This is a genomic window from Geodermatophilus sp. SMS 5-13 (genome assembly GCF_059428245.1).
The window spans coordinates 424,961-445,815 of record NZ_CP165729.1 but is presented as its reverse complement, the minus strand read 5'-3'; the positions used below and the strand labels follow the sequence as shown (position 1 = coordinate 445,815).

At 74.9% G+C, this 20,855-nt stretch carries 15 protein-coding genes and 1 tRNA gene; 6 read left to right on the top strand and 10 right to left on the bottom strand.

What is annotated here, in order from left to right:
• Positions 1-240 precede the first annotated feature (240 nt).
• The 4 genes from AB3388_RS02160 to AB3388_RS02145 all read left to right on the top strand — a co-directional run bounded on the left by AB3388_RS02160 (position 241) and on the right by AB3388_RS02145 (position 4,173).
• Positions 241-1,317, top strand: a complete 1,077-nt coding sequence (locus AB3388_RS02160; protein WP_495409110.1) for a hypothetical protein — start codon at positions 241-243, stop codon at positions 1,315-1,317.
• A 119-nt stretch (positions 1,318-1,436) separates the two neighbouring features.
• Positions 1,437-2,168 carry a hypothetical protein gene (locus tag AB3388_RS02155; RefSeq protein WP_495409109.1) on the top strand — a complete coding sequence of 244 codons (732 nt, stop codon included), beginning with the start codon at positions 1,437-1,439 and terminating at the stop codon, positions 2,166-2,168.
• Complete coding sequence (locus tag AB3388_RS02150; protein ID WP_495409108.1) at positions 2,165-3,352, top strand: hypothetical protein; 1,188 nt, start codon at positions 2,165-2,167, stop codon at positions 3,350-3,352. Before AB3388_RS02155 ends, AB3388_RS02150 begins: the two co-directional genes overlap by 4 nt.
• A complete protein-coding gene (locus AB3388_RS02145) occupies positions 3,349-4,173 on the top strand; it encodes a vWA domain-containing protein (RefSeq protein WP_495409107.1) in 825 nt (274 codons plus the stop codon). The genes AB3388_RS02150 and AB3388_RS02145 overlap by 4 nt, the downstream gene beginning before the upstream one ends.
• A 4-nt stretch (positions 4,174-4,177) precedes the next feature.
• On the opposite strand, the gene AB3388_RS02140 is transcribed toward AB3388_RS02145, so the two are convergent.
• Positions 4,178-5,194 carry a LacI family DNA-binding transcriptional regulator gene (locus tag AB3388_RS02140; protein ID WP_495409106.1) on the bottom strand — a complete coding sequence of 339 codons (1,017 nt, stop codon included), beginning with the start codon at positions 5,192-5,194 and terminating at the stop codon, positions 4,178-4,180.
• A 148-nt stretch (positions 5,195-5,342) separates the two neighbouring features.
• Here AB3388_RS02140 and AB3388_RS02135 point away from each other — a divergent pair, with 148 nt between their 5' ends.
• A complete protein-coding gene (locus AB3388_RS02135; protein WP_495409105.1) occupies positions 5,343-5,546 on the top strand; it encodes a hypothetical protein in 204 nt (67 codons plus the stop codon).
• Between the two features lie 16 nt (positions 5,547-5,562).
• Here the strand turns inward: AB3388_RS02135 and AB3388_RS02130 are convergent, their stop codons facing one another.
• From AB3388_RS02130 to tmk, 4 genes are all read right to left on the bottom strand, one after another.
• A complete protein-coding gene (locus tag AB3388_RS02130) occupies positions 5,563-7,956 on the bottom strand; it encodes an ATP-binding cassette domain-containing protein (RefSeq protein WP_495409104.1) in 2,394 nt (797 codons plus the stop codon).
• A gap of 134 nt (positions 7,957-8,090) precedes the next feature.
• Positions 8,091-8,163 (bottom strand) — tRNA-Thr (locus AB3388_RS02125).
• A gap of 57 nt (positions 8,164-8,220) precedes the next feature.
• Positions 8,221-9,405, bottom strand: a complete 1,185-nt coding sequence (locus AB3388_RS02120) for a DNA polymerase III subunit delta' (protein ID WP_495409103.1) — start codon at positions 9,403-9,405, stop codon at positions 8,221-8,223.
• Positions 9,402-11,651, bottom strand: a complete 2,250-nt coding sequence (gene tmk, locus AB3388_RS02115) for a dTMP kinase (RefSeq protein ID WP_495409102.1) — start codon at positions 11,649-11,651, stop codon at positions 9,402-9,404. Before tmk ends, AB3388_RS02120 begins: the two co-directional genes overlap by 4 nt.
• A 275-nt stretch (positions 11,652-11,926) precedes the next feature.
• Here tmk and AB3388_RS02110 point away from each other — a divergent pair, with 275 nt between their 5' ends.
• Positions 11,927-12,709 carry a trans-aconitate 2-methyltransferase gene (locus AB3388_RS02110; RefSeq protein WP_495409101.1) on the top strand — a complete coding sequence of 261 codons (783 nt, stop codon included), beginning with the start codon at positions 11,927-11,929 and terminating at the stop codon, positions 12,707-12,709.
• Here AB3388_RS02110 and AB3388_RS02105 read toward each other — a convergent pair whose 3' ends face one another.
• The 5 genes from AB3388_RS02105 to AB3388_RS02085 all read right to left on the bottom strand — a co-directional run bounded on the left by AB3388_RS02105 (position 12,710) and on the right by AB3388_RS02085 (position 20,823).
• Positions 12,710-13,492, bottom strand: coding sequence for a class I SAM-dependent methyltransferase (locus tag AB3388_RS02105; RefSeq protein WP_495409100.1), 783 nt, complete (start codon positions 13,490-13,492; stop codon positions 12,710-12,712).
• A complete protein-coding gene (gene topA, locus AB3388_RS02100) occupies positions 13,492-16,332 on the bottom strand; it encodes a type I DNA topoisomerase (protein ID WP_495409099.1) in 2,841 nt (946 codons plus the stop codon). Before topA ends, AB3388_RS02105 begins: the two co-directional genes overlap by 1 nt.
• A 216-nt stretch (positions 16,333-16,548) precedes the next feature.
• Positions 16,549-18,057: an alpha/beta hydrolase gene (locus AB3388_RS02095; RefSeq protein ID WP_495409098.1), complete on the bottom strand. Its 1,509-nt coding sequence runs from the start codon at positions 18,055-18,057 to the stop codon at positions 16,549-16,551.
• Positions 18,054-18,377 (bottom strand): hypothetical protein, encoded by a 324-nt coding sequence (locus tag AB3388_RS02090; RefSeq protein ID WP_495409097.1) that lies wholly within the window; start codon positions 18,375-18,377, stop codon positions 18,054-18,056. The genes AB3388_RS02095 and AB3388_RS02090 overlap by 4 nt, the downstream gene beginning before the upstream one ends.
• A 184-nt stretch (positions 18,378-18,561) precedes the next feature.
• On the bottom strand, positions 18,562-20,823 hold the full coding sequence (locus tag AB3388_RS02085; RefSeq protein ID WP_495409096.1) for a sodium-translocating pyrophosphatase: 2,262 nt from the start codon (positions 20,821-20,823) through the stop codon (positions 18,562-18,564).
• Positions 20,824-20,855 lie beyond the last annotated feature (32 nt).

The window sequence follows — 20,855 nt, the reverse complement described above, 5'->3', positions numbered from 1 at the left end:
CCGCGCCGAGCGCACGCATGCGACGGCGGCGCCGCCCCTCCCCGGGGGGCGGCGCCGCCGTCGCGCGCGTTCAGGACGCGGTGCCGTGCTCCGGTGCCGGGGGCGCGAGACGGGTGCGCCGCCGCCCCGGTCCGGCCATAATCCGCTGACCGGTCGGGACGGCGTCCGGCACCGGTGGCGTATCTGGCCGCCACCGACCCCGCCGCGACGTGGCCGAGGGTGGTCGGGAGGTGGCGGCCCGTGCCTGATGCGAGGCCTGCGTGGCAGCGTGAGCGCAAGGAGATCGGCGACGACGTGCTCGCCCTGCTCGAGGCGTTCACCCGCCCGCGCGAGTCGCCGTCGGGCAACGGCCCGCCGCCGACGACGCTGAACAAGGCCGCCGAGGAGGTCGCCCGCCGGCCGCGCCCCGACGTGGCCGCCGAGCGCCAGCAGCTGCGCGCCCTCGGCCGGTACCTGGCCCCGGACACCGAGACCCGCGAACCGATCGAGCTGCACGGCAAGCCGGGGCGCCGCGGCACCTTCGCCACGCCGGAGGCGCTCCGCATGGCCCAGGCGGTCCGCCTCATCCGGCGCGGCCGGGAGCGCGAACTGGCGCGCCGTCGCGAGCTCGAGGACATCCAGCTGGTCAGCGCGGTCGACCAGCGGGTGCTGCGGATCGGCGGCCGGCAGTCGCACTACGAGCGCTTCCTCGGCGTGCTCGTCGGTCGCCTGCACACCCACTTCCCCTGGGTCCGGCTGGAGCTGCGGCTCGTCGCGGTCGACGGGACCGACGCCGACCTCGGCCGGCTGTTCCACGGCGGGCCGCCGGAGATCGACTACCTGCTGGTCGAGGACGACCACCCGGAGACCTGCTACGAGTACACGCTGCGCGTCGTGGGGACGGCGCCGGAGCTGGCGCGGCTCGGCGGCCGGGAGGGGCGGCCGGCGGACTGCCCCGCGCACCTGCTCGACAGCGAACCGCTGCTCGCCGCCCCGCCCGGGCACGCCTCCCGCGACCGCCTCGACCGCATCCTGCGCCGCAACGGGGTGTCCCCGGCGCGGGTCGTCGACGAGCCCAGCCCGCTCATGCGCTACGTCCGCGCCCTGGCCGGGGAGGGCTTCGCCGTCCTGTCCGACGAGTACAGCGCGGTCGGCAGGGCCGGCGCGGCCTTCCCCGCCCTGCTCGACTCCGGCCACCGCGCCACGCGGAGCGTCCGCCTGCTGGGCCGCGAGGAACTGCGGGGCGGCGTGCACAACGCCCTGCAGTGGGAGGTCACCCAACTGCGCTCCGAGGAGGCCGAGCAGGGCTGGGAGGGCCGCCCCGCCGCGCTGGGCTGAGCGGCGCCGCCGGCCGCCACCGGTGGGCCTGTGCCGGCCGGTCCGGTCGGCCGATTTGGCGGTCCGCCGCCGTCCTGGAGCCGTTCCGGATCCGCCGGTGCGCGTGGTCAGGTGGTCGGGTGAGACGGCTGGCTCTGGGGATGGCGGGCGCCGTGGTCCCGATGCTCGCACTGACCGCGTGCGCCGAGGAAGCGGCCCCGGCGCCCGCGGCCTCCAGCCAGGACTGCCCCCGCGTGGTCACCGCGCGGCTGGACGCGGATCAACCGGCGAAGCGGCACGACGTCTACCTGCCCGACGTCAGCAACAGCGGCGGCGCGAGCCTGCAGTCGCTGCGGCCGCAGCTCGAGGGCATCGTCACCGACGCCGTCCAGGGGCAGGCCAGCCTGACCGTCACCGTGATCGGCGACTCGGCGACCGACACCACGACGATCCTCGACTGCCCGGCTCTCGCGCCCCAGGTCAACGACGAGGACGCCCGCTCGCAGGTCACGAACAACCTGGTCACCGCGGTCACCGACGCGGTCCTGGCCGCCTATCCGGAGCGGGACCAGCGGCACGGGTCGGACCTCTACGGCGCGCTGATCGCCGAGAGCGACCGGCTGCCCGACGACGGCGTGCCGGTGCGGATCGTCAGCACGTCCGACGGCATGCAGGTCGGCTCCACCGACCTCCCGCTCGAGCTGCCCGGCGTGACGGTCGAGCTGTACGGGCTCGGCCGGCTCGCCGACCAGGGCCTGGACAGCGTCGCCGCCACCGCGCTGCGCGACACCTGGACGCAGCTGCTGGAGAAGGCCGGCGCCACCCCGGTCATCCGGTTCACCGCCTACGTCCCCGGTCAGGTGGGCCGGTGACCGGGCCGCCGCGCCCGCGGGCGCTGCCGGGCGAGGGGCGGACGGCGGCCGAGAACGCCGCCGGGTCCGCGGCCGTCGAGGGCTCGCTGCGCGCCCTGACCGCGCGGCTGGTGCCGCTGAGCCGTCGGGCCCGCCGCCGGCGGGGCCGGGTGGCCGCCTGGACGACGCCCACCGTGCAGTTCTACGCGGCGCTGGACAGCTCGGTGGAGGCCGCCCGCCGCGCCGACGCCCACCGAGACGAGACGCCGCCGCGGCCGACGCCGTGGTCGCTGCCCACGTTGCTGCTGGTCATGGCCGTGCTGACCGCCGGCGACTACCTCGGCGTCAACGCCATCCTGCGGGCGGCGAACCTGCCGGCGCGGGCCAGCTTCACCCTGCCGCTCGTCATCAGCGTGACGATCCTGGTCACGGCCAAGGTCCTGGCGCACTGGGACCTCGGCTCCGTCGTCCCCAAGCGGCAGGACGACGAGGACCGGCCGGCGGAGGACGCCGGACTGCCGGTCGTGGCGCCGCGCGGCGCGGCGGCGGGCGTGCGCCCCGGCGCCTACGAGGAGAACGAGCGCCGGCTGCAGGCGCTGGCCGGGCCGGTGGCGCGGCGCAAGCGGACGGTCCTGTACGCGGTGCTGCTGCTCACGCTGCTGGGCGTGATCGGCCTGATCGCCGGCCTGGGCGCGCTCGGCGGGCAGCTGTCGGGCAGCCTCGGTCTCAACGACGGCGAGCACGACACCCTGCTGCTGGTCTGCACGTTCGGCCTCACCTCCGGGATCGTGCTGCTCAACGTGTCCGCCGCCTTCGCGCTGGCCTACGGGCAGTACGTGCCCGGCTCGGCCGAGTACCGCGCCGCCGTCCGCAACGCGCTGGTCAAGCGGGCGTGGGTGCGGCTGCTCTGCCTGACCGCGCGGCCCGAGCGCGGCTCCCGCCGGCTGCTCGAGACGCTGCGCGCGGAGGGCGAGCGGGCCGACGTGCGGGCCGCCCTGGGGACCTCCGCGGGCCTGCAGGACGTCTTCGACCTCCAGCCGGCCCGTGAGTCGGTCGAGGCCGGCGAGCTGCTGGAGGACATGGTCGCGCGGGCGCGGGCGCAGACGCCGGCGGAGTTCGGCAGCGGCTACGACGACCGCGTCGACGGGCTCGGAGGGCACCTGCGGCGGGCCCCGGCGCAACCGCAGGACGCGGGCGTCGCATGACCCGCCGCGGGCGGCGGCGATGGGCGGCGAGCCTGTTCCGCCGCCTGGAGATGCACAGCCGCCACGGGGTGCCGACGGTGCGCCGGGTGCCCGTCCGGCGGGCCGCCCGGGTGCGCCGCGACCGCCGCGTCCCGGGCTGGTTGTTCCCGCTGCTCGCCGCGCTGCTCGCGCTGGGCACGCTCGCGGTGGTCTGGCCCTTCGACACCTCGCCCGAGGCCGCACCGGCCCGCCTCGGCGACGCCCAGCTCGGCGGCGACCGCGCCCTGACCGGCCGCGCCTGCGTCGTCCTGGCCTCCGACCTGTCCGGGTCGATGCGGCAGTTCGCCCAGGACCGGCGGGAGGCCCTGCACGACCTCGTCGACTTCTCCCGCCGCGTGCTGCGCCCGGACGACGTCGTGCTGGTCGTCACCTACGCCGACACGATGACCGTCGCGCTGCCGCCCACGCAGGTGGCCGACCTGCCGACCGGGGACCTCCCCGAGCCCGATCCCGGCAGCGACGGCACCGCGCTGACCCCGGTCCTCCAGGGGACGGCGGAGCTGCTGGCCGGGCAGCACTGCGCGGCCACCGGACTGGCCGGCGTCACCGACGGCCTGCTCCAGGACCACGCCGCCACCCTCGACGCCGCCGTCCGGGAGGCCGGGGTCGCCCAGGTGCACCTGCTCGTGCCCGGCGGCTCCGGACGCCCCGGACCGCTGAGCTCGCCGCTGCTCGACGACATCGCGGTCGGGCACTTCCGGCCCGGGGACACCGAGGAGCTGGGGCTGGCGTACGGCCGGCTGCTGGCCCTGCTGACCGGCCAGGAGCTGCGCGGGCGCTGACGCCTCATGCGCGGCGCGGCGGCCCCACGGACTCGCGCAGCCGCAGCGGCATGGCGACCCGGTGCTCGTCGCCGCCCGGCCCGTCCACGCCCAGCAGCAGGTCGACGGCGGTGGTGGCCAGCTCGCGGTGCGGGAGCGCGACGCTGGAGAGCGCCGGCTGCAGCCACACGGCGAGGTCGGAGTCGTCGAAGGAGATGACCGAGACGTCCTCGGGCACGCGGAACCCGCGCGCCGCCAGGGCCTGGTAGACGCCCAGCGCGACCCGGTCGTTGAAGGCGATGACCGCGGTGGGCCGCTCGCCCCCGTCCAGCAGCGCGCCGGCCTGCTCGAAGGCCGACTCCGGCCACCAGGCCGAGGACACGGTCCCGGCCAGCCGGACGCCGGCGGCGCCGAGCACCTCCTCGATGCCGCGCAGCCGCTCGACGGCGGCGATGACGTTCGGCGACGGCTCGCCGACGAGCCAGATGCCGTCCCGGTGACCGGCGGTGAGCAGCGCGCCTGCCGCGGAGCGGCCGGCGGCCACCTCGTCGGGGACGACCGAGGCCAGGCCGCTGCCCGGTGCCCGGCAGTTGAGCAGCACCACCCGCTCGTCGCGGAGCGCCTCGGGCAGCCGGACCTCGCGGGTGAAGAAGGTGGCGTAGAGGAACGCGTCGACGTGCCGGGCGAGCAGCTCCTCGACCAGCCGCTGCTCGAGGCCGGGGTCCTCGGCGGTCTCGCAGACGAACAGCAGGTGGCCGTGGGCGACGGCCGCGGTGAGCGATCCGTACACCAGGTCGCCGGCGTAGGCCTCGGTGGCCACCGCATCGGTGACCAGCCCGATCGTCCGGGTCACGTGGGTGCGCAGGCCGCGGGCCATCAGGTCGGGCCGGTACCGCATCTCGCCGGCAGCCCGCAGGACACGGCGCCGGGTGTCCTCGGCGATGCGCATCTCGCGGTCGCGGCCGGTGAGGACGTAGTGCGCCGTCGTCCGCGACGTCCCGGCCCGGTCGGCGACGTCCTGGAGGGTCACCCGTCCCGCCACGCGCGGAGTCTGGCACGCGGGCCGCCAGGAGGTTCCCGGCCGTTCCCCCGTTCGGGTTGACAGGCCTGGGTTGAGACCCTTCACTGTGCGCTGAATCCATCCAGCGACAGGTGCTTCGCCCCGATCCGAGCGGACGGACGAATCGACGATGAGCGAGCGGGTCACCTGGGAGACCTGTCCCCACTGCGGTCGCAGCGCGGCCGTCGGCTGGCTCGACGGGCGCGCCGTGGAGGTCGACTGCCCGGGCGGGTGCGCCCTGCCGTCGGCGGAGTTCGCCCGGGAGAAGGCGAAGGCCGAGGGCACGACGTCCTCCGTCGAGCGCTGGACCGCCGCCGTCGACAGGTGGCTGTAGGCGGCCCCCTCCCCGGTCAGGCGCCGACGTAGGCCGCGAGGTGCTCCCCGGTGAGGGTGGCGCGGGCGGCGACGAGGTCGGCCGGCGTCCCCTCGAAGACGACCCGGCCGCCGTCGTGGCCGGCGCCGGGGCCGAGGTCGATGATCCAGTCGGCGTGCGCCATGACCGCCTGGTGGTGCTCGATGACCAGCACCGACTTGCCGGAGTCGACCAGCCGGTCGAGCAGGCCGAGCAGCTGGCGGACGTCGGCGAGGTGCAGGCCGGTGGTCGGCTCGTCCAGGACGTAGACCCCGCCCTTCTCGCCCATGCGGGTGGCCAGCTTGAGCCGCTGGCGCTCGCCGCCGGACAGCGTGGTGAGCGGCTGGCCGATGGCGAGATAGCCGAGCCCGACGTCGGCGAGCCGCTCGAGGATCGCGTGCGCGGCGGGCGTGCGCGCCTCCCCGGCGCCGAAGAACTCCTCGGCCTCGGTGACCGGCATCGCGAGCACCTCGGCGATGTTGCGGCCGCCCAGCGTGTACTCCAGCACCGCCGCCTGGAACCGCTTCCCCTCGCACTCCTCGCAGGGGGACTCGACGGTGGCCATGACGCCGAGCTCGGTGAAGATGACGCCGGCCCCGTTGCAGCTGGGGCAGGCGCCCTCGGAGTTGGCGCTGAACAGCGCCGGCTTCACCCCGTTGGCCTTGGCGAACGCCTTGCGGATCGGCTCGAGCAGGCCGGTGTAGGTGGCGGGGTTGCTCCGTCGCGAGCCCTTGATCGCGCCCTGGTCGACGGTCACGACACCTTCGCGGTCGGCGACCGATCCCTGGATGAGGGAGCTCTTCCCCGACCCCGCGACGCCGGTGAGCACGACGAGCACGCCGAGCGGGATGTCGACGTCGACGTCCTGCAGGTTGTGCGTGCTCGCGCCGCGCACCTCCAGCCGGCCCTTCGCCGTCCGCACCGACGGCTTGAGCGAGGCCCGGTCGTCCAGGTGCCGGCCGGTGAGCGTGCCGCTGGTCCGCAGCTCCTCGACGGTGCCCTCGAAGACCACCTCGCCGCCGCCGGTGCCCGCCCCGGGGCCGAGGTCGACGACGTGGTCGGCGATGGCGATCGCCTCGGGCTTGTGCTCGACGACGAGCACGGTGTTGCCCTTGTCCCGCAGTTGCAGCAGCAGGTCGTTCATCCGCGCGATGTCGTGCGGGTGCAGCCCGATCGTCGGCTCGTCGAAGACGTAGGTGACGTCGGTGAGCGACGACCCGAGGTGGCGGATCATCTTGGTGCGCTGGGCCTCGCCTCCGGACAGCGTCCCCGCCGGCCGGTCGAGCGACAGGTAGCCGAGCCCGATCTCCTCGAACGAGTCCAGGAGGTGCCGCAGACCGGTCAGGAGCGGGGCGACCGACGGCTCGTCGAGCGCGTGGACCCACCCGGCCAGGTCGCTGATCTGCATCGCACAGAGGTCGGCGATGCTCCTGCCCTGGATCGTCGACGACCTGGCCTCCGGCGTCAGCCGCGTCCCGTCGCACTCGGGGCAGGTCTGGAACGTGATCGCGCGCTCCACGAAGGCACGGATGTGGGGCTGCATCGCCTCGAGGTCCTTGGAGAGCATCGACTTCTGGATCCTCGGGATGACGCCCTCGTAGGTCAGGTTGACGCCCTCGACCTTGATCTTGGTCGGTTCCTTGTAGAGGAGGTCGTCGATCTCCTTCTTCGTGTACCTGCCGATCGGCTTGTCCAGATCGAGGCCGATGCCGACGAAGAGGCGGCCGTACCACCCGTCCACGCTGTAGCCGGGCACGGTGAGCCCGCCCTCGCGCAGGGACTTCGACTCGTCGTACAACGCCGTGAGGTCGAAGTCGGAGACCGAGCCCATGCCCTCGCAGCGCGGACACATCCCGCCCATGTAGACCACGTCGCGCACCACGGCCTTCTCGACCCGGCCGCCGGCCTTCTCGGTGCTCATCACCCCGCTCGCCTTGCGCGTCGGGACGTTGAACGAGAACGCCGTGGGAGGACCGATGTGCGGCGTGCCGAGCCGGCTGAAGAGGATGCGCAGCATGGCGTTCGCGTCGGTCGCGGTGCCGACGGTGGAGCGCGGGTTGGCACCCATCCGCTCCTGGTCGACGAGGATCGCCGTCGTCAGGCCCTCGAGGAGGTCGACGTCCGGCCGCGACAGGGTCGGCATGAAGCCCTGCACGAAGGCGCTGTAGGTCTCGTTGATCAGCCGCTGCGACTCCGCGGCGATCGTGTCGAACACCAGCGAGCTCTTGCCCGAGCCGGAGACGCCGGTGAACACCGTCAGCCGGCGCTTCGGGAGCGCGATGCTGACGTCCTTGAGGTTGTTCTCGCGGGCGCCGTGCACGCGGATCAGGTCGTGGCTGTCAGCGAGGTGCTGCGTCGGCGCGTCCGGCTCGGTCCTCGTGGCCGTGCTCATCGGGCGGGTCTCCATGGTCGGCTGTCTACCTCATCGGCGGTGGCGGGGGCGAGCCCCGGGGAGCCGCCGGCGACGAGCCCCGGGAACGACGAAGCGGCCCCGCCCCTGGAGGGCGAAGCCGCTGGTCACCTGCGAGCCGCCTGTCGGAATCGAACCGACGACCTTCTCATTACGAGTGAGATGCTCTACCGACTGAGCTAAGGCGGCGGACGTGCTCGGACAGCCTACGGCACCCGCGCCGCCGACCGGTGCAGGGGCGCCGGCTCAGGCGGCGGGGAGTCGCAACGCGACGGTGAGCGCCTCCAGCGCCACCTGCGGCTTCACGTTCTGCTCGAGCGCCTCCCGGCAGGCCAGGATCGCGTCGATGCGGCGCAGCGCGCCCTCCGGGCCGAGCCGGCGGGCCAGCTCCTCGGCGTCGGCGCGCCGGTCGGGATGGCTGAGCGCGGGCGCCTGCTCGCCGGCCGCCGCGAGCACCAGCGCGTCCCGGTAGAGAGCGGCCAGGTCGACCAGTGCCCGGTCCAGCGAGTCGCGGCCGATCCGCGTGGCCCGGGACTTCTGCTTGCGCTCAAGCTCCTTGAGCGCGCCGGCGCCACCGCGGGTCGCCGCGGTGACGCCCGGGCCGCGGGCTCCGACGCCCAGGCTCGCCTTCATGGCCTCGGTCTCGGCGCTGTCGAGCGCCGCCGTGGCCGCGTCGGTCTCCTCCTTCGCCGACCCGACCAGCTCGTCGGCGGCGTCCAGGCAGGCCGACAGGGAGACCAGCGACCGCGGGATGTCGAGCACCGCCTTGCGCGCCAGCCGGGCGTCCTCGTCGCGGGACAGCCGGCGGGCGCGGCCGACGTGCCCACCGGAGGCCGCCGCGGCCCAGGCGGCGAGCGCCGGGTCGACGCCGTCGCGGCGCACGAGGACGTCGGCGACGGCGTCCACCGGCGGGGTACGCAGGCTGACCAGGCGGCAGCGGGACCGGATGGTGACCATCACGTCGTCCGGGTGCAGGCTCGGGACGCACAGCATCATGACCGTCCGCGTGGGCGGCTCCTCGATCATCTTGAGCACCGCGTTCGCCGCGTGCTCGGTCATCCGGTCGGCGTCCTCGACCAGCACGATCTGCCACCGGCCCTGCGACGGCGCCCGGCTGGCGCCCACGACCATCTCGCGGGCCTCCTTGGCCCCGATCGACAAGCCGTCCGGAACGATGATCTTCACGTCGGCGTGCGTACCGGCCAGCGCGGTGTGGCAGGCGTGGCAGTGCCCGCAGCCGTTGTCGGGGCACTGCAGGGCGGCGGCGAACGCGCGCGCGGCGACGCTGCGACCGGAGCCCGGCGGGCCGGTGAACAGCCAGGCGTGCGTCATGACCGCCGGGTCGGCCACCGCGGCGCGCAGCTCGGCGACGACCGCGGGCTGGCCGATGACCCGCGCCCAGACGTCCTCGGTGGCCTCGACGGTCGTCACGGGTGCAGCTGCGGGGTCGAGCCGGTCTGGGCGTGCGGATGGTGCGGAACGGCGCCGGCGACGTCGGCGTGCCCGTTGACGTCGGCCTTGGCCCGCCGCTGCCTGCCACCGGGCAGCGTCTGCAGCGGCAGGCCGGAGAGCAGCTCGGTGACCCGCACCCGGATCGCCGCGGCGAGCTCGTCGGGCGAGGACTGCGCGTCCAGCACCAGGTACCGGTCCGGCTCGGCCTCGGCGAGGGCGCGGAAGGTCTGCCGCACCCGCTGGTGGAAGTCCAGCGACTCCGACTCGAGCCGGTCGGCGGCCGCGCGCCCGCGCGCCCGGGCCAGCCCCACCTCCGGCGGGAGGTCGAGCAGCACCGTCAGGTCGGGCACCAGGCCCTGGGTCGCCCAGCGGGACAGGCCCCGGACGTCCTCCATCGGGATGGTCCGCCCGGCGCCCTGGTAGGCCAGCGAGCTGTCGACGAAGCGGTCGGTGATCACGACCTCGCCCGCGTCCAGCGCCGGCCGCAGCACGTCGTGCACGTGCTGGGCGCGGTCGGCGGCGTAGAGCAGCGCCTCCGAGCGCGGGGAGATCCCGGCGTGCGCGCGGTCGAGCACGATCGAGCGGATGCCCGCGCCGGAGGCCGTGGCACCCGGCTCGAAGGTGGCCCGCGCGACCAGCCCCTCGTGGGTCAGCCACTCCTGCAGCCGCTTGACCTGGGTCGACTTGCCCGCGCCCTCGCCACCCTCGAACGCGATGAGCACCCCGCCCTTGGCCAGCCGGCGGCGGGCGGTGGTGTCACGGCGCAGCGCGGTGACGACGTCCGCGACCAGCGGCACCGGCCGGCCGTCGTCCATCTGCCGGTAGGCGACGATCCCGACGCCGGCGGCGAGCAACCCGGCGACGAACAGCATGATCCGGTCGCCGGTGACCGCGAACGCCACCGCGCCCAGGTCGACGCCGTGCCGGCCGAACAGGCCCACCCCGAAGGGGACCACCGCCAGGCTGAGGATCAGCGCGGCCCGGACCAGCGACTGCACCAGGGCGAAGGTCCGGCCGCGGACGGCGTCGTCGATCTCGGTGCCGAGCAGCGTGAAGCCGGCGAGGTAGGCGATCCCGGCGAAGAAGCCCATCAGGACGACGAGCAGCAGCGAGATCCACAGCGTGAACGACCAGGACAGCAGCAGCAGGGCGACGCCGGCGCCGACGATGGCCACGCCGAACAGGCGCTCCCGGGAGAGGTCGCGGGCGATGCTCGGGCCGACGCCGATGCCCAGCCCCAGGCCGATGAAGACCGCGCCGAAGAGCAGGCCGTAGGCGGCGTCGCCACCGCCCAGGGACGCCGCGTACGCCTGCGCCGTGGCGATGACGACGCCCGCGGCCATGAAGGCGCCGGTGATGCCGATGACCAGCCCGCGGACCAGCCGGGTGTGCCCGGCGAAGGAGAGGCCGCTCTTCAGCGAGCCGAGGAAGCTCTCGGTCTTCACCTGCGCGCCGGCCTCGCGGCGGCCGCTGATCGAGGGCAGGTTCCAGATGACGACGGCGGCCACGAGGAACGTCAGCGCGTTGAGGTAGAGCGCGAGATCGGTCTCGGACAGCCACGGGAGCTGCATCGATCCGCCGAGCGAGGTCAGGACGGCGAACACGATCGCCGCCGCGACCGGCGTCAGCCCGTACGTGGTGACCAGCGAGAGCTGGTTGGCCGGCTCGATCTGGTCCTTGCGCAGCATGTTCGGGACGGCGGCATCCTTCGCCGGGATCCAGAACAGGCTGATCGCCTCGATGAGGAACTGGGCGACGAACAGCCAGATGAGGTTGTCGACCAGCGGGATCGAGGCGAACAGCCCGAACCGGAGGACGTCGGAGACCACCATCGTCTTGCGCCGGTCGAACCGGTCGGCGAACGCGCCGGCCAGCGGGCCGAGCAGGATCGCCGGCAGCAGCCGGAAGGCGAGGACGGCGCCCAGCGCGAAGTTCTGCAGCGCGAAGCTGTCCACCAGCGACGTGGCGGTCGCGGTGATCGCCAGCAGGCCCAGCCAGTCGCCGAAGCTGGAGAGCGCCATCGACTCCCAGAGCCGGCGGAAGTCGCGGACCCGGAGGACGGCGCGGACCTTCGCCGCCAGGCCGACCGCGCCGACGGCGTCGCCCGGGTGCAGCCCGTCGGCCGCGTCCCCGTCGTCCCCGGTGTCCGCGCGGGGCCGGTCGGCGCCGGGCGCCGGCTCGTCGGCCGACGCCTCGAGCTCCGCCACGGGGCTCGCGGTGTCCACGGGCACCGGCGTGCCGCCGTCCGGCAGACCGTCCGCGGGTACGACGGTCCGCGCGTCCGGCTGCGGCGACGGCCCCTCGGTGGGCGGCTGCGCCGGCGGGGGCGGGTCGGACCTGATCGGGGCTCCCGTGGGTCGGGGTGGTGGGCGGAGCTGGCCCTCGGCTGCCTCACGGTACCGGGCGGAGGTGACCGTTCCCCGAACTTCGTCACGCGACGGGGCGTCGGGCGCGACACATCGGAGGAGGCCGGCGCCGTGGGCGACTAGGGTCCCGGCCGGTGGACGCCTGGGACCCCTCGACCTACCTGCGCTTCGCCGACGAGCGGGCGCGGCCGTTCGCCGACCTGATCGCCCGGGTCCGCGCGACCGACCCGCGGGTGGTCGTCGACCTCGGCTGCGGCGAGGGCGCGCTGACCGCCTCCCTGGCGCAGCGGTGGCCCGGCGCGCGGGTCACGGGGATCGACTCCTCCCCCGAGATGCTCGCCGCGGCGGCCGCGCACGCGGTGCCGGGCCGGGTCGAGTTCGCCGCGGGCGACGTCCGGGAGTGGACGCCGGCCGAGCCGGTCGACGTGCTGCTCACCAACGCCGTCCTGCACTGGGTGCCGGGGCACGACCGGCTGCTCGCCCGGTGGGCCGGTGCGCTGGCCCCCGGGGGCGAGCTCGCCGTGCAGGTGCCCGGCAACTTCCGGGCGCCGACGCACGCGCTGCTGGCCGGGCTCTGCGCGGCGCCGCCCTGGGCGGACCGGATCGGCGACGCGGCCCCGCGACCGGACGCCGTCCTGGACCCGGCCGGCTACCTCGACGTCCTCACCGCCGCGGGGCTGACCGCCGACGTGTGGGAGACGACGTACCTGCACGTGCTGACCGGCGAGGACCCGGTGCTCGGCTGGGTGCGCGGCACCGTGCTGCGGCCGGTGCTGGCCCGGCTCGGGGACGACGACGCGGCGGAGCTGACCGCGGCCTACGCCGCTACGCTGCGCGCGGCCTACCCGCGGCGGGCGGACGGGACGACGCTGCTGCCCTTCCGGCGGGTCTTCGCCGTGGGGCGCCGACCCGGCTGATCAGGCGGGCACGAGCCGGTGCGCTGCCGTGACGTACGGCAGCTCGAGCTCCGCGCGGCCGCGGGTGTCGGGGTGGGTGGCGAGGAGCTCGCGGATCCGGCCCAGGAAGGCCTCGCGCGCGGGCCGGTCCATCGTCGCGACGTAGCTGCGGGTGGCGATGCCGGCGACCACCTGCTCCGGCGTCACGGTCTGCACGATGCGGGACTCCAGGTACTCGTCCCGCGCGCCCAGCTCCTCGGCGAACTGCGCGACGACGGTCTGGTCGGCCTCGTGACCGCGGGCCTCGTCGGCGAGCAGCTCGCCGAGCGCGCCCACCCAGGGCACGCGCTCGTCGCGGGTGTTCCAGATCAGCCCGACGACGCCGCCCGGCCGCAGCACCCGCCGCATCTCCCGGGCCGCGGGGGCGACGTCGAACCAGTGCGCCGCCTGGCCGGCCACGACGGCGTCGACGTCGCCGTCGGGCAGCGGGATCCGCTCGGCCGGGCCGACCTGCGCCACGACGTCGGGATGCCGCGCGGAGAGCTGGGCCAGCATCTGCGCCGACGGCTCCACGGCGACGACCTCGTGGCCCGCCGCGACCAGCCGCTCGGTGAGCAGCCCGGTGCCCGCGCCGAGGTCGAGCACCCGCCGTGGCGCGTCGCCGAGGAGGAAGCGCACCGCGTCGTCCGGGTAGCTGGGCCGCAGCGCCGCGTACTCGGCGGCGACCGAGCCGAACGAGCTGCGGCGGCTGTCCCAGCTGGCCGGGTCGAGGGACCCGGTCCCCGTCGGCCCGGCGCCGCCCATCAGCCCGCGTTCACCGGCTCGGCGGTCTTCTTCGCCGCCGCCTTCTTCGCGCCCGTCGTCTTGGCCGCGGTCTTCTTCGCCGTCTTCTTGGCGGCCTTCTTCTTGGTCGCCGGACCGCGGGCGCGCCGGTCGGCCAGCAGCTCGGCGGCGCGCTCGATGGTGATCGACTCGACGTCGTCGCCCTTGCGCAGGCTGGCGTTGGTCTCGCCGTCGGTCACGTACGGGCCGAAGCGGCCCTCGCGGACGGTGACCTGCCCCTGGGTGACCGGGTCGGGCCCGAGCTCCTTGAGCGGGGCCTTGGCCGCCGCCCGGCCGCGCTGCTTGGGCTGGGCGAAGATCGCCAGCGCCTCCTCCAGCGTGGTCGTGAACAGCGCGCCCTCGCTCGGCAGCGACCGGGAGTCGGTGCCCTTCTTCAGGTACGGCCCGTAGCGGCCGTTGAGCGCCTGAATCTCCTCGCCGTCCGGCGCCGAGCCGACGGTGCGGGGCAGGGTGAGCAGCTTCAGCGCGTCGTCGAGGGTCACCGTCTCCGGCGACATCGAGGAGAACAGGCTCGCCGTCCGCGGGCTGTCCTTGCTGCCCTCGGGCACGACCGTGGTGACGTACGGCCCGTACCGGCCGGCCTTGACCACGACGGGATGGCCGGACTCGGGGTCGGTGCCCAGCTCCCGGTCACCCGACGGCGCGGAGAGCAGCTCCTCCACCTTCTCGGTGGTCAGCTCGTCCGGCGGCAGGTCCTCGGGCACGCTGACGCGCGGACCGTCCTCGCCACCGGCCTGCAGGTACGGCCCGTACCGGCCGACCCGGACGACGACCGGCTCCGCGTTGGGACCGGTGGCGCGCAGCGGGATGGAGTTGATGCCGCGGGCGTCGATCTCCTCCAGGCGCTCGTTGATGACCTGCTTGAGCCCGCCGGAGGCGGCGATCCCGCCGGCGTGCCGGCCCTCGCCGCCGAAGTAGAACTCGGTCAGCCAGTCGACCCGGCCGAGGCTGCCGCTGGCGATCTCGTCGAGCTCGTTCTCCAGCGTGGCGGTGAACTCGTAGTCGACCAGGTCAGCGAAGTGCTGCTCCAGCAGGTTCACCACGGCGAACGCGATGAAGGAGGGCACGAGGGCCGCGCCCTTCTTCCACACGTACCCGCGGTCCTGGATGGTCTGCATGATCGAGGCGTACGTCGACGGACGGCCGATGCCGAGCTCCTCGAGCCGGGCGACCAGGCTCGGCTCGGTGTAGCGGGCCGGCGGGGTGGTCGTGTGCCCCTTGGGCTCGAGCTCGCGGGTGTCGAGGCGCTGGCCGCGCTCGACGCGGGGCAGGCGGCGCTCGGCATCGTCCCTGCCGGGCTCGTCGTCGCCGTTGGCCGCGCCCTCGTCGCGGGACTCGACGTAGGCCCGGAGGAAGCCCGGGAAGGTGATGGTGCGGCCGCTGGCGGTGAACTCGACCGCCTCGTCGGTGCTGCTGCGGCCGGCCAGCCGGATGCTGACGGTCTGGCCGACGGCGTCGGCCATCTGCGAGGCGATGGTGCGCTGCCAGACCAGCTCGTAGAGCCGGAACTCGTCGCGGGCCAGCTGGCCGGCGAGCTGGCCGGGCGTGCGGAAGTGGTCGCCGGCCGGGCGGATCGCCTCGTGCGCCTCCTGGGCGCCCTTGGCCTTCTTCGCGTAGCGCCGGGCCTCGGCCGGCACGTAGGCGTCGCCGTAGAGCTCGCGGGCCTGCTGCCGGGCGGCGTTGATCGCCTCGTTGGACAGGTTGGTCGAGTCGGTCCGCATGTAGGTGATGTGGCCGTTCTCGTACAGCCGCTGGGCCACCCGCATCGTCTGGGCCGAGGACCAGCCGAGCTTGCGGCCGGCCTCCATCTGCAGCGTGGAGGTGGTGAACGGCGCGTACGGGCGGCGGCGGTAGGGCTTCTCGTCGACCCGGCTGACGGTGACCTGGCGGCCCTCGAGCCGGGCGGCCAGGCCGCGGGCACCGGCCTCGTCGAGGTGGACGACGTCGCCGGTGACCCGGCCGGTGGCCGGGTCGAAGTCGCGGCCGGTGGCCACGCGGCTGTCGTCCACGCTCACCAGCCGGGCACGGACGGTCGTCGGCTCGCCCTCGTCGGAGCCGCTGCGCTGCTCGGCGACCGCGAAGGTGCCCTCCAGCGACCAGTAGTCGGCGGAGTGGAAGTTCATCCGCTCCCGCTCCCGCTCGACCACGATCCGGGTCGCGACCGACTGGACGCGACCGGCCGACAGCTTCGGCAGGACCTTCTTCCACAGCACCGGCGAGACCTCGTAGCCGTAGAGCCGGTCGAGGATCCGCCGGGTCTCCTGGGCGTCGACCAGCGCGGTGTCGAGATCGCGCGGGTTGGCCACGGCGCGGGCGATCGCCTCGGGGGTGATCTCGTGGAAGACCATCCGGCGGACCGGGACGCGCGGCTTGAGGGTGTCCACCAGGTGCCAGGCGATGGCCTCGCCCTCGCGGTCCTCGTCTGTCGCGAGGTAGACCTCGCTGGCGTCCTTGACCAGCGCCCGGAGCCGGCTGACCTGCTGCTTGCGGTCGGGGCTGACGACGTAGAGCGGCTCGAAGGCGTTGTCGACGTCGACGCCCAGCCGCGCCCACGAGGCGCCCTTGTGCTCGGCCGGCACGTCAGCGGCGTTCCGCGGGAGGTCGCGGATGTGCCCGACGCTGGCCTCGACCACGTAGCCGTTGCCCAGGTAGCCGGCGATCTTGCCGGCCTTGGTCGGGGACTCCACGATGACCAGCGGCTTGCCCCCGGCCACGGCGGAGCGCCGCCGGGTGGGCGTGCTCGACCCGGTGGCGGTCCCGGTCGCGGGCTTGCTGCCGTTCTTCGCGGTCCTGCTGGGCACGGTGCTCCTGTCGGTGGTGCTGGGGTGCGGGCGCCGGGCATGCCGACGGTCGCGGACGCCATCGCTGTACGCCCCTAGGCGGGCCACGGTAGGCCACGTCTCCGACGAACGTCCGGGTGCGGACACATCGTGGGCGTGCCGTCACCCTCAGAAGCGATTCCTCCGGGGCGCTGTTCCCGAAAGGGGTGAGACGGCGCGCCGTCCGCATCCGGCGGTTCACCGCGGCCCGGTGCCCGCCACGACCTCGCCCATCGCGCCGAGGGTCGGCCGGTCGAGGTCGAAGTAGTCCCAGTGCGCCGTCCAGGGGGCCACCGGCAGCTCGACCGCCCCGAACGCGTCGGCCCACGTGTTCTGCCCGTAGTAGCCGGACCACGAGATCGGATCGGCCAGGGAGGCCGCGTCGTACACCTGGGCCGCCTCCAGCCGGCCGGCGTCGCGGGTGAGCCCCGGGCTGCCGAGCAGGACGACGGCGTCGGCCGCCAGCTCCCCCTCCGCCCCCGCCGCCTCGTCGACGACCACGGTGCCGTAGCTGTGCGCGACGACCGTCGTGCGCGGGTCCGGGGCCGCGAGCGCCTGCCGGGCCGCGTCGAGCCCGTCCAGCGCGCCGTCCAGGGCCGCGCCACCGCGCTGCGCGTCGCCTCGCGTGAGGGTCGAGCGCAGCCCCTGCGGCGTCCGGTAGCCGATCCACGCCAGGGCCGCGACCGTCAGTCCCGGTGCCGCCGCCTCGGCCTCGGCGGCCAGGTCGCGGGCGTGTGCCACCTGACCGGTGAGATCGTCCTCGGGGGTGGTGAGGATGCCGGGCACCAGGACGCCGACCGCGTCGGCGGTGTCGAGATCACCCACGGCGAGCGCGACCAGGTCCTCGCCGGCGTCGAAGGTCCACAGCTGCACGTTCCGGCCGGCCTGCTCCTGGCGCGCGATTTCCTCGGTGACCACGGTGGCCAGCTCGCTGCCCGCGGAGAGCGCCGAGGCGAGCAGGAGCCGGTTCGCCCGGTCCCGCGCCCAGGCGGGGATGCCGTCGAGGGCGCCGACGAGGTCGGGCGCGGAGGTGATCGCGGCGCGCTGGTCGGCTGCCGAGAGCGCGGCCCACCGGCGCGCGACGCCGTCCGGCGGGAGCCCGACGGGCACCACGGGGACCACGACGGCGTCCGGGACGCGGCCCGCGAGCTCGGCGAAGTCGGCCGGCGGTCGCGCATCGACGACGCCGACGGGCAGCAGCGCGCGATCGGCGTCCTCCGCCGCGGCGCCCACGGCAGCTGCCGCCTCCATGGCCCGGGCGGCCAGCGCGCCCACCCGGGCCACGACCTCCGCCCGCTGCGCCACGGCGGCGACCTGGTCCGGCGCCATGGCCCGGGTGAGCTGCGGTGGCAGGACCCGGCCGTCGTCGTCGAGCGCGATGTCCTCGGCGGCGGCCAGGGCGAGGGCGGTGGCCGCCGCGTCCTGGGCGGCCTCGGCGGCCCCGAGGACGAGCCCGAACGCCGCGAGGGACTCGCCCAGGGCCGAGGACACGGCGGTGCTGACCGTGGACAGCTCGAGCAGGGCGCCGGTCGCGGTGCGGGCGGCCGGCCCGGACCAGACCTCCGCCGTCTCCAGGTCCCGGCCCACGGCCTCCACGTGGGCACGCCAGGCGGGCAGCCGGTCCGCGACGCCGTCGAGCGTGCTGATCGCGCTGCGCAGGAGCGCGACGTCCCAGTCCGCCACGGCGGACAGCGACGCGGCGCTCATCGCGCGATCGCCGTCGCGCCGAACGGGCCGGGGCCGACGCGCTGGGCGAGCGCGGTGTCGGCGTCCCGGTAGGCGACCACGGCCCGGGACAGCGTCGTGGCGACCGCGTCCGTCCGCTCCGCCAGGAGGCCGAGCAACCCGGCCCAGCCCTGCCCGGCGTCGCCGATCCGCTCGCCGTCCCGGCCGCCCAGGGACGCGGACAGCGACCGGGCCGAGGACGTGCAGAGCGGCCCCTCCGCCGACAGGGTCACGGACAGGCTGGCCAGCTCGGCGGCGAGCGCCGCTACGTGGTCGAGCTGGACGGAGATGAGCGCGGACATCCATGCCTCCCGGCGTCGGTCGGCGGTCCTCGACGGGACCGACGGCGGCGGACGCTAGGAGCGGGCGGGGACGGCGAGAGCGGCGCCGTCCACAACGGACGACGGCGTCCACAACCGACACCGGGACCCTCGGCCGGCGCGGTGCCGGCCCGAGGATCCCGGTGTGCGGATCAGGTGGACGCGATCAGGGCGCGGTCGCGGTCAGCGACTCCTGGCTGGAGCTCGGGGCGCCGCCGACGACCACGGACCGCCGCTTGGAGACGACGACGGCGCCGATGATGACCGCCACCGCCGCGAGGGCGATGACCGTGCGCACCGCGGTGTTGGCGTCGTCGCCCACCGACAGGCCCACGACCGCGGGCGCGATGAGCAGCGCCACCAGGTTCATCACCTTGATCAGCGGGTTGATCGCCGGGCCCGCGGTGTCCTTGAACGGGTCGCCGACGGTGTCGCCGATGACGGTGGCCGCGTGGGCCTCGCTGCCCTTACCGCCGTACGCGCCGTCCTCGACCATCTTCTTGGCGTTGTCCCACGCGCCGCCGGAGTTGGCGAGGAACACCGCCATGAGCGTGCCGGCCGCGATGGCACCCACCAGGTAGGCCGCCAGCGGGCCGAAGCCGAGCCCGAAGCCGACCGCGACCGGGGCCATGACGGCGAGCAGGCCGGGGGTGGCGAGCTCCCGCAGCGAGTCCTTCGTGCAGATGTCGACCACCGCGGAGTAGTCCGGCCGCTCGCTGTAGTCCATGATCCCGGGCCGTGTGCGGAACTGCTCCCGCACCTCGAAGACCACCCGGCCCGCCGCGCGCGAGACGGCGTTGATCGCCAGCCCGGAGAAGAGGAACACCACCGCGGCGCCGACGACCGCGCCCACGACGTTCTTCGGTGTGACGAGGCTGAAGGCGTCCCCGAGCGAGCTGCCGGCCTCGGTCAGCGCGGTGCGGATCTGCGCGTTGTAGGAGCCGAACAGCGCGGTGGCGGCGAGCACCGCCGTGGCGATCGCGATGCCCTTGGTGATCGCCTTGGTGGTGTTGCCGACCGCGTCGAGATCGGTGAGCGTCCGCGCGCCCTCCTCATCGAGGTCGCCCGACATCTCGGCGATGCCCTGCGCGTTGTCGCTGACCGGTCCGAAGGTGTCCATCGAGACGATGACACCGGCGGTGGTGAGCAGGCCGCAGCCGGCCAGCGCGACCGCGTAGAGCGCCGCGCCGCCGCCGATCAGGAAGGCGACGTAGACCGCGCCGCCGATGAGCAGCGCGGCGTAGACCGCCGACTCCAGCCCGAGCGAGATGCCCGAGAGGACCACGGTGGCCGGACCGGTCAGCGAGCTGCGGCTGACGTCGCGGACCGGCTTGCGGCTGGTCTCGGTGAAGTAGCCGGTGAGCATTTGGATCGCGACGGCCAGGACGATGCCGGTGAGCACCGAGAGGAAGCCGAGGACCTGCGGGCTGACGGCGAGGTCCTGCGCCTCGGAGACGCTGGGCAGCACCGTGAAGGAGGCGGCCGCGACCAGCAGCAGCGAGACGACGGCGGAGGTGAAGAAGCCGCGGTTGATCGGCGCCAGGCCGTTGCGGTCGGCCTTGCCGGGGTTGCTGGCGAGGATGCCGACGACGGAGGCCACGACGCCGATGGCGGCGACGGTGAGCGGGAAGACCATGCCGACGGCGCCGAAGAAGACCTGGCCGAGGATCAGCGCGGCCACCAGGGTCACCGCGTAGGACTCGAACAGGTCGGCGGCCATGCCGGCGCAGTCGCCGACGTTGTCGCCCACGTTGTCGGCGATCGTGGCGGCGTTGCGCGGGTCGTCCTCGGGGATGCCGGCCTCGACCTTGCCGACGAGGTCGGCGCCGACGTCGGCCGCCTTGGTGAAGATGCCGCCGCCGACGCGCATGAACATCGCGAGCAGCGCGCCGCCGAAGCCGAAGCCCTCGAGCACGACGGGGGCGGTCTCGTCGAACAGCAGCAGCGCGAGCGCGGCACCGAAGAGGCCGAGGCCGACGGTGATCATGCCGCAGACCCCGCCGGTGCGGTACGCGATGCGGAAGGCCGTGCGGTAGCCGCCGGTCCGCGCGGCCGCCGCGACCCGGACGTTGCCGCGGGTGGCCAGCGTCATGCCGATGAAACCGACCGTCGCCGAGAAGAGAGCGCCGATCAGGAAGAACACGGCCCGGCCGAGACGGGTGCCCCAGCCGCCCTCGGAGACGGGCAGGGCGACGAGGAGCAGGAAGACGATGACGGCGAAGACGCTCAGCGTCCTGAACTGCCGTCGCAGGTATGCCGCGGCGCCCTCCTGCACCGCCCGGGCGATGTCGCGCATCGTCTGCGTGCCCTGGTCGGCGGCGATGACCGCCCGTACCAGGAAGCCGGCGAAGGCGAGCGCTGCCAGGGCGACGACGAGGACGACGGCGACCAGCGCCATGTCCCCGCCGGACAGTGCACTGTCGGGCATGTGGTTCCTCCCAGCGTTCGGCAGCCGCCCGG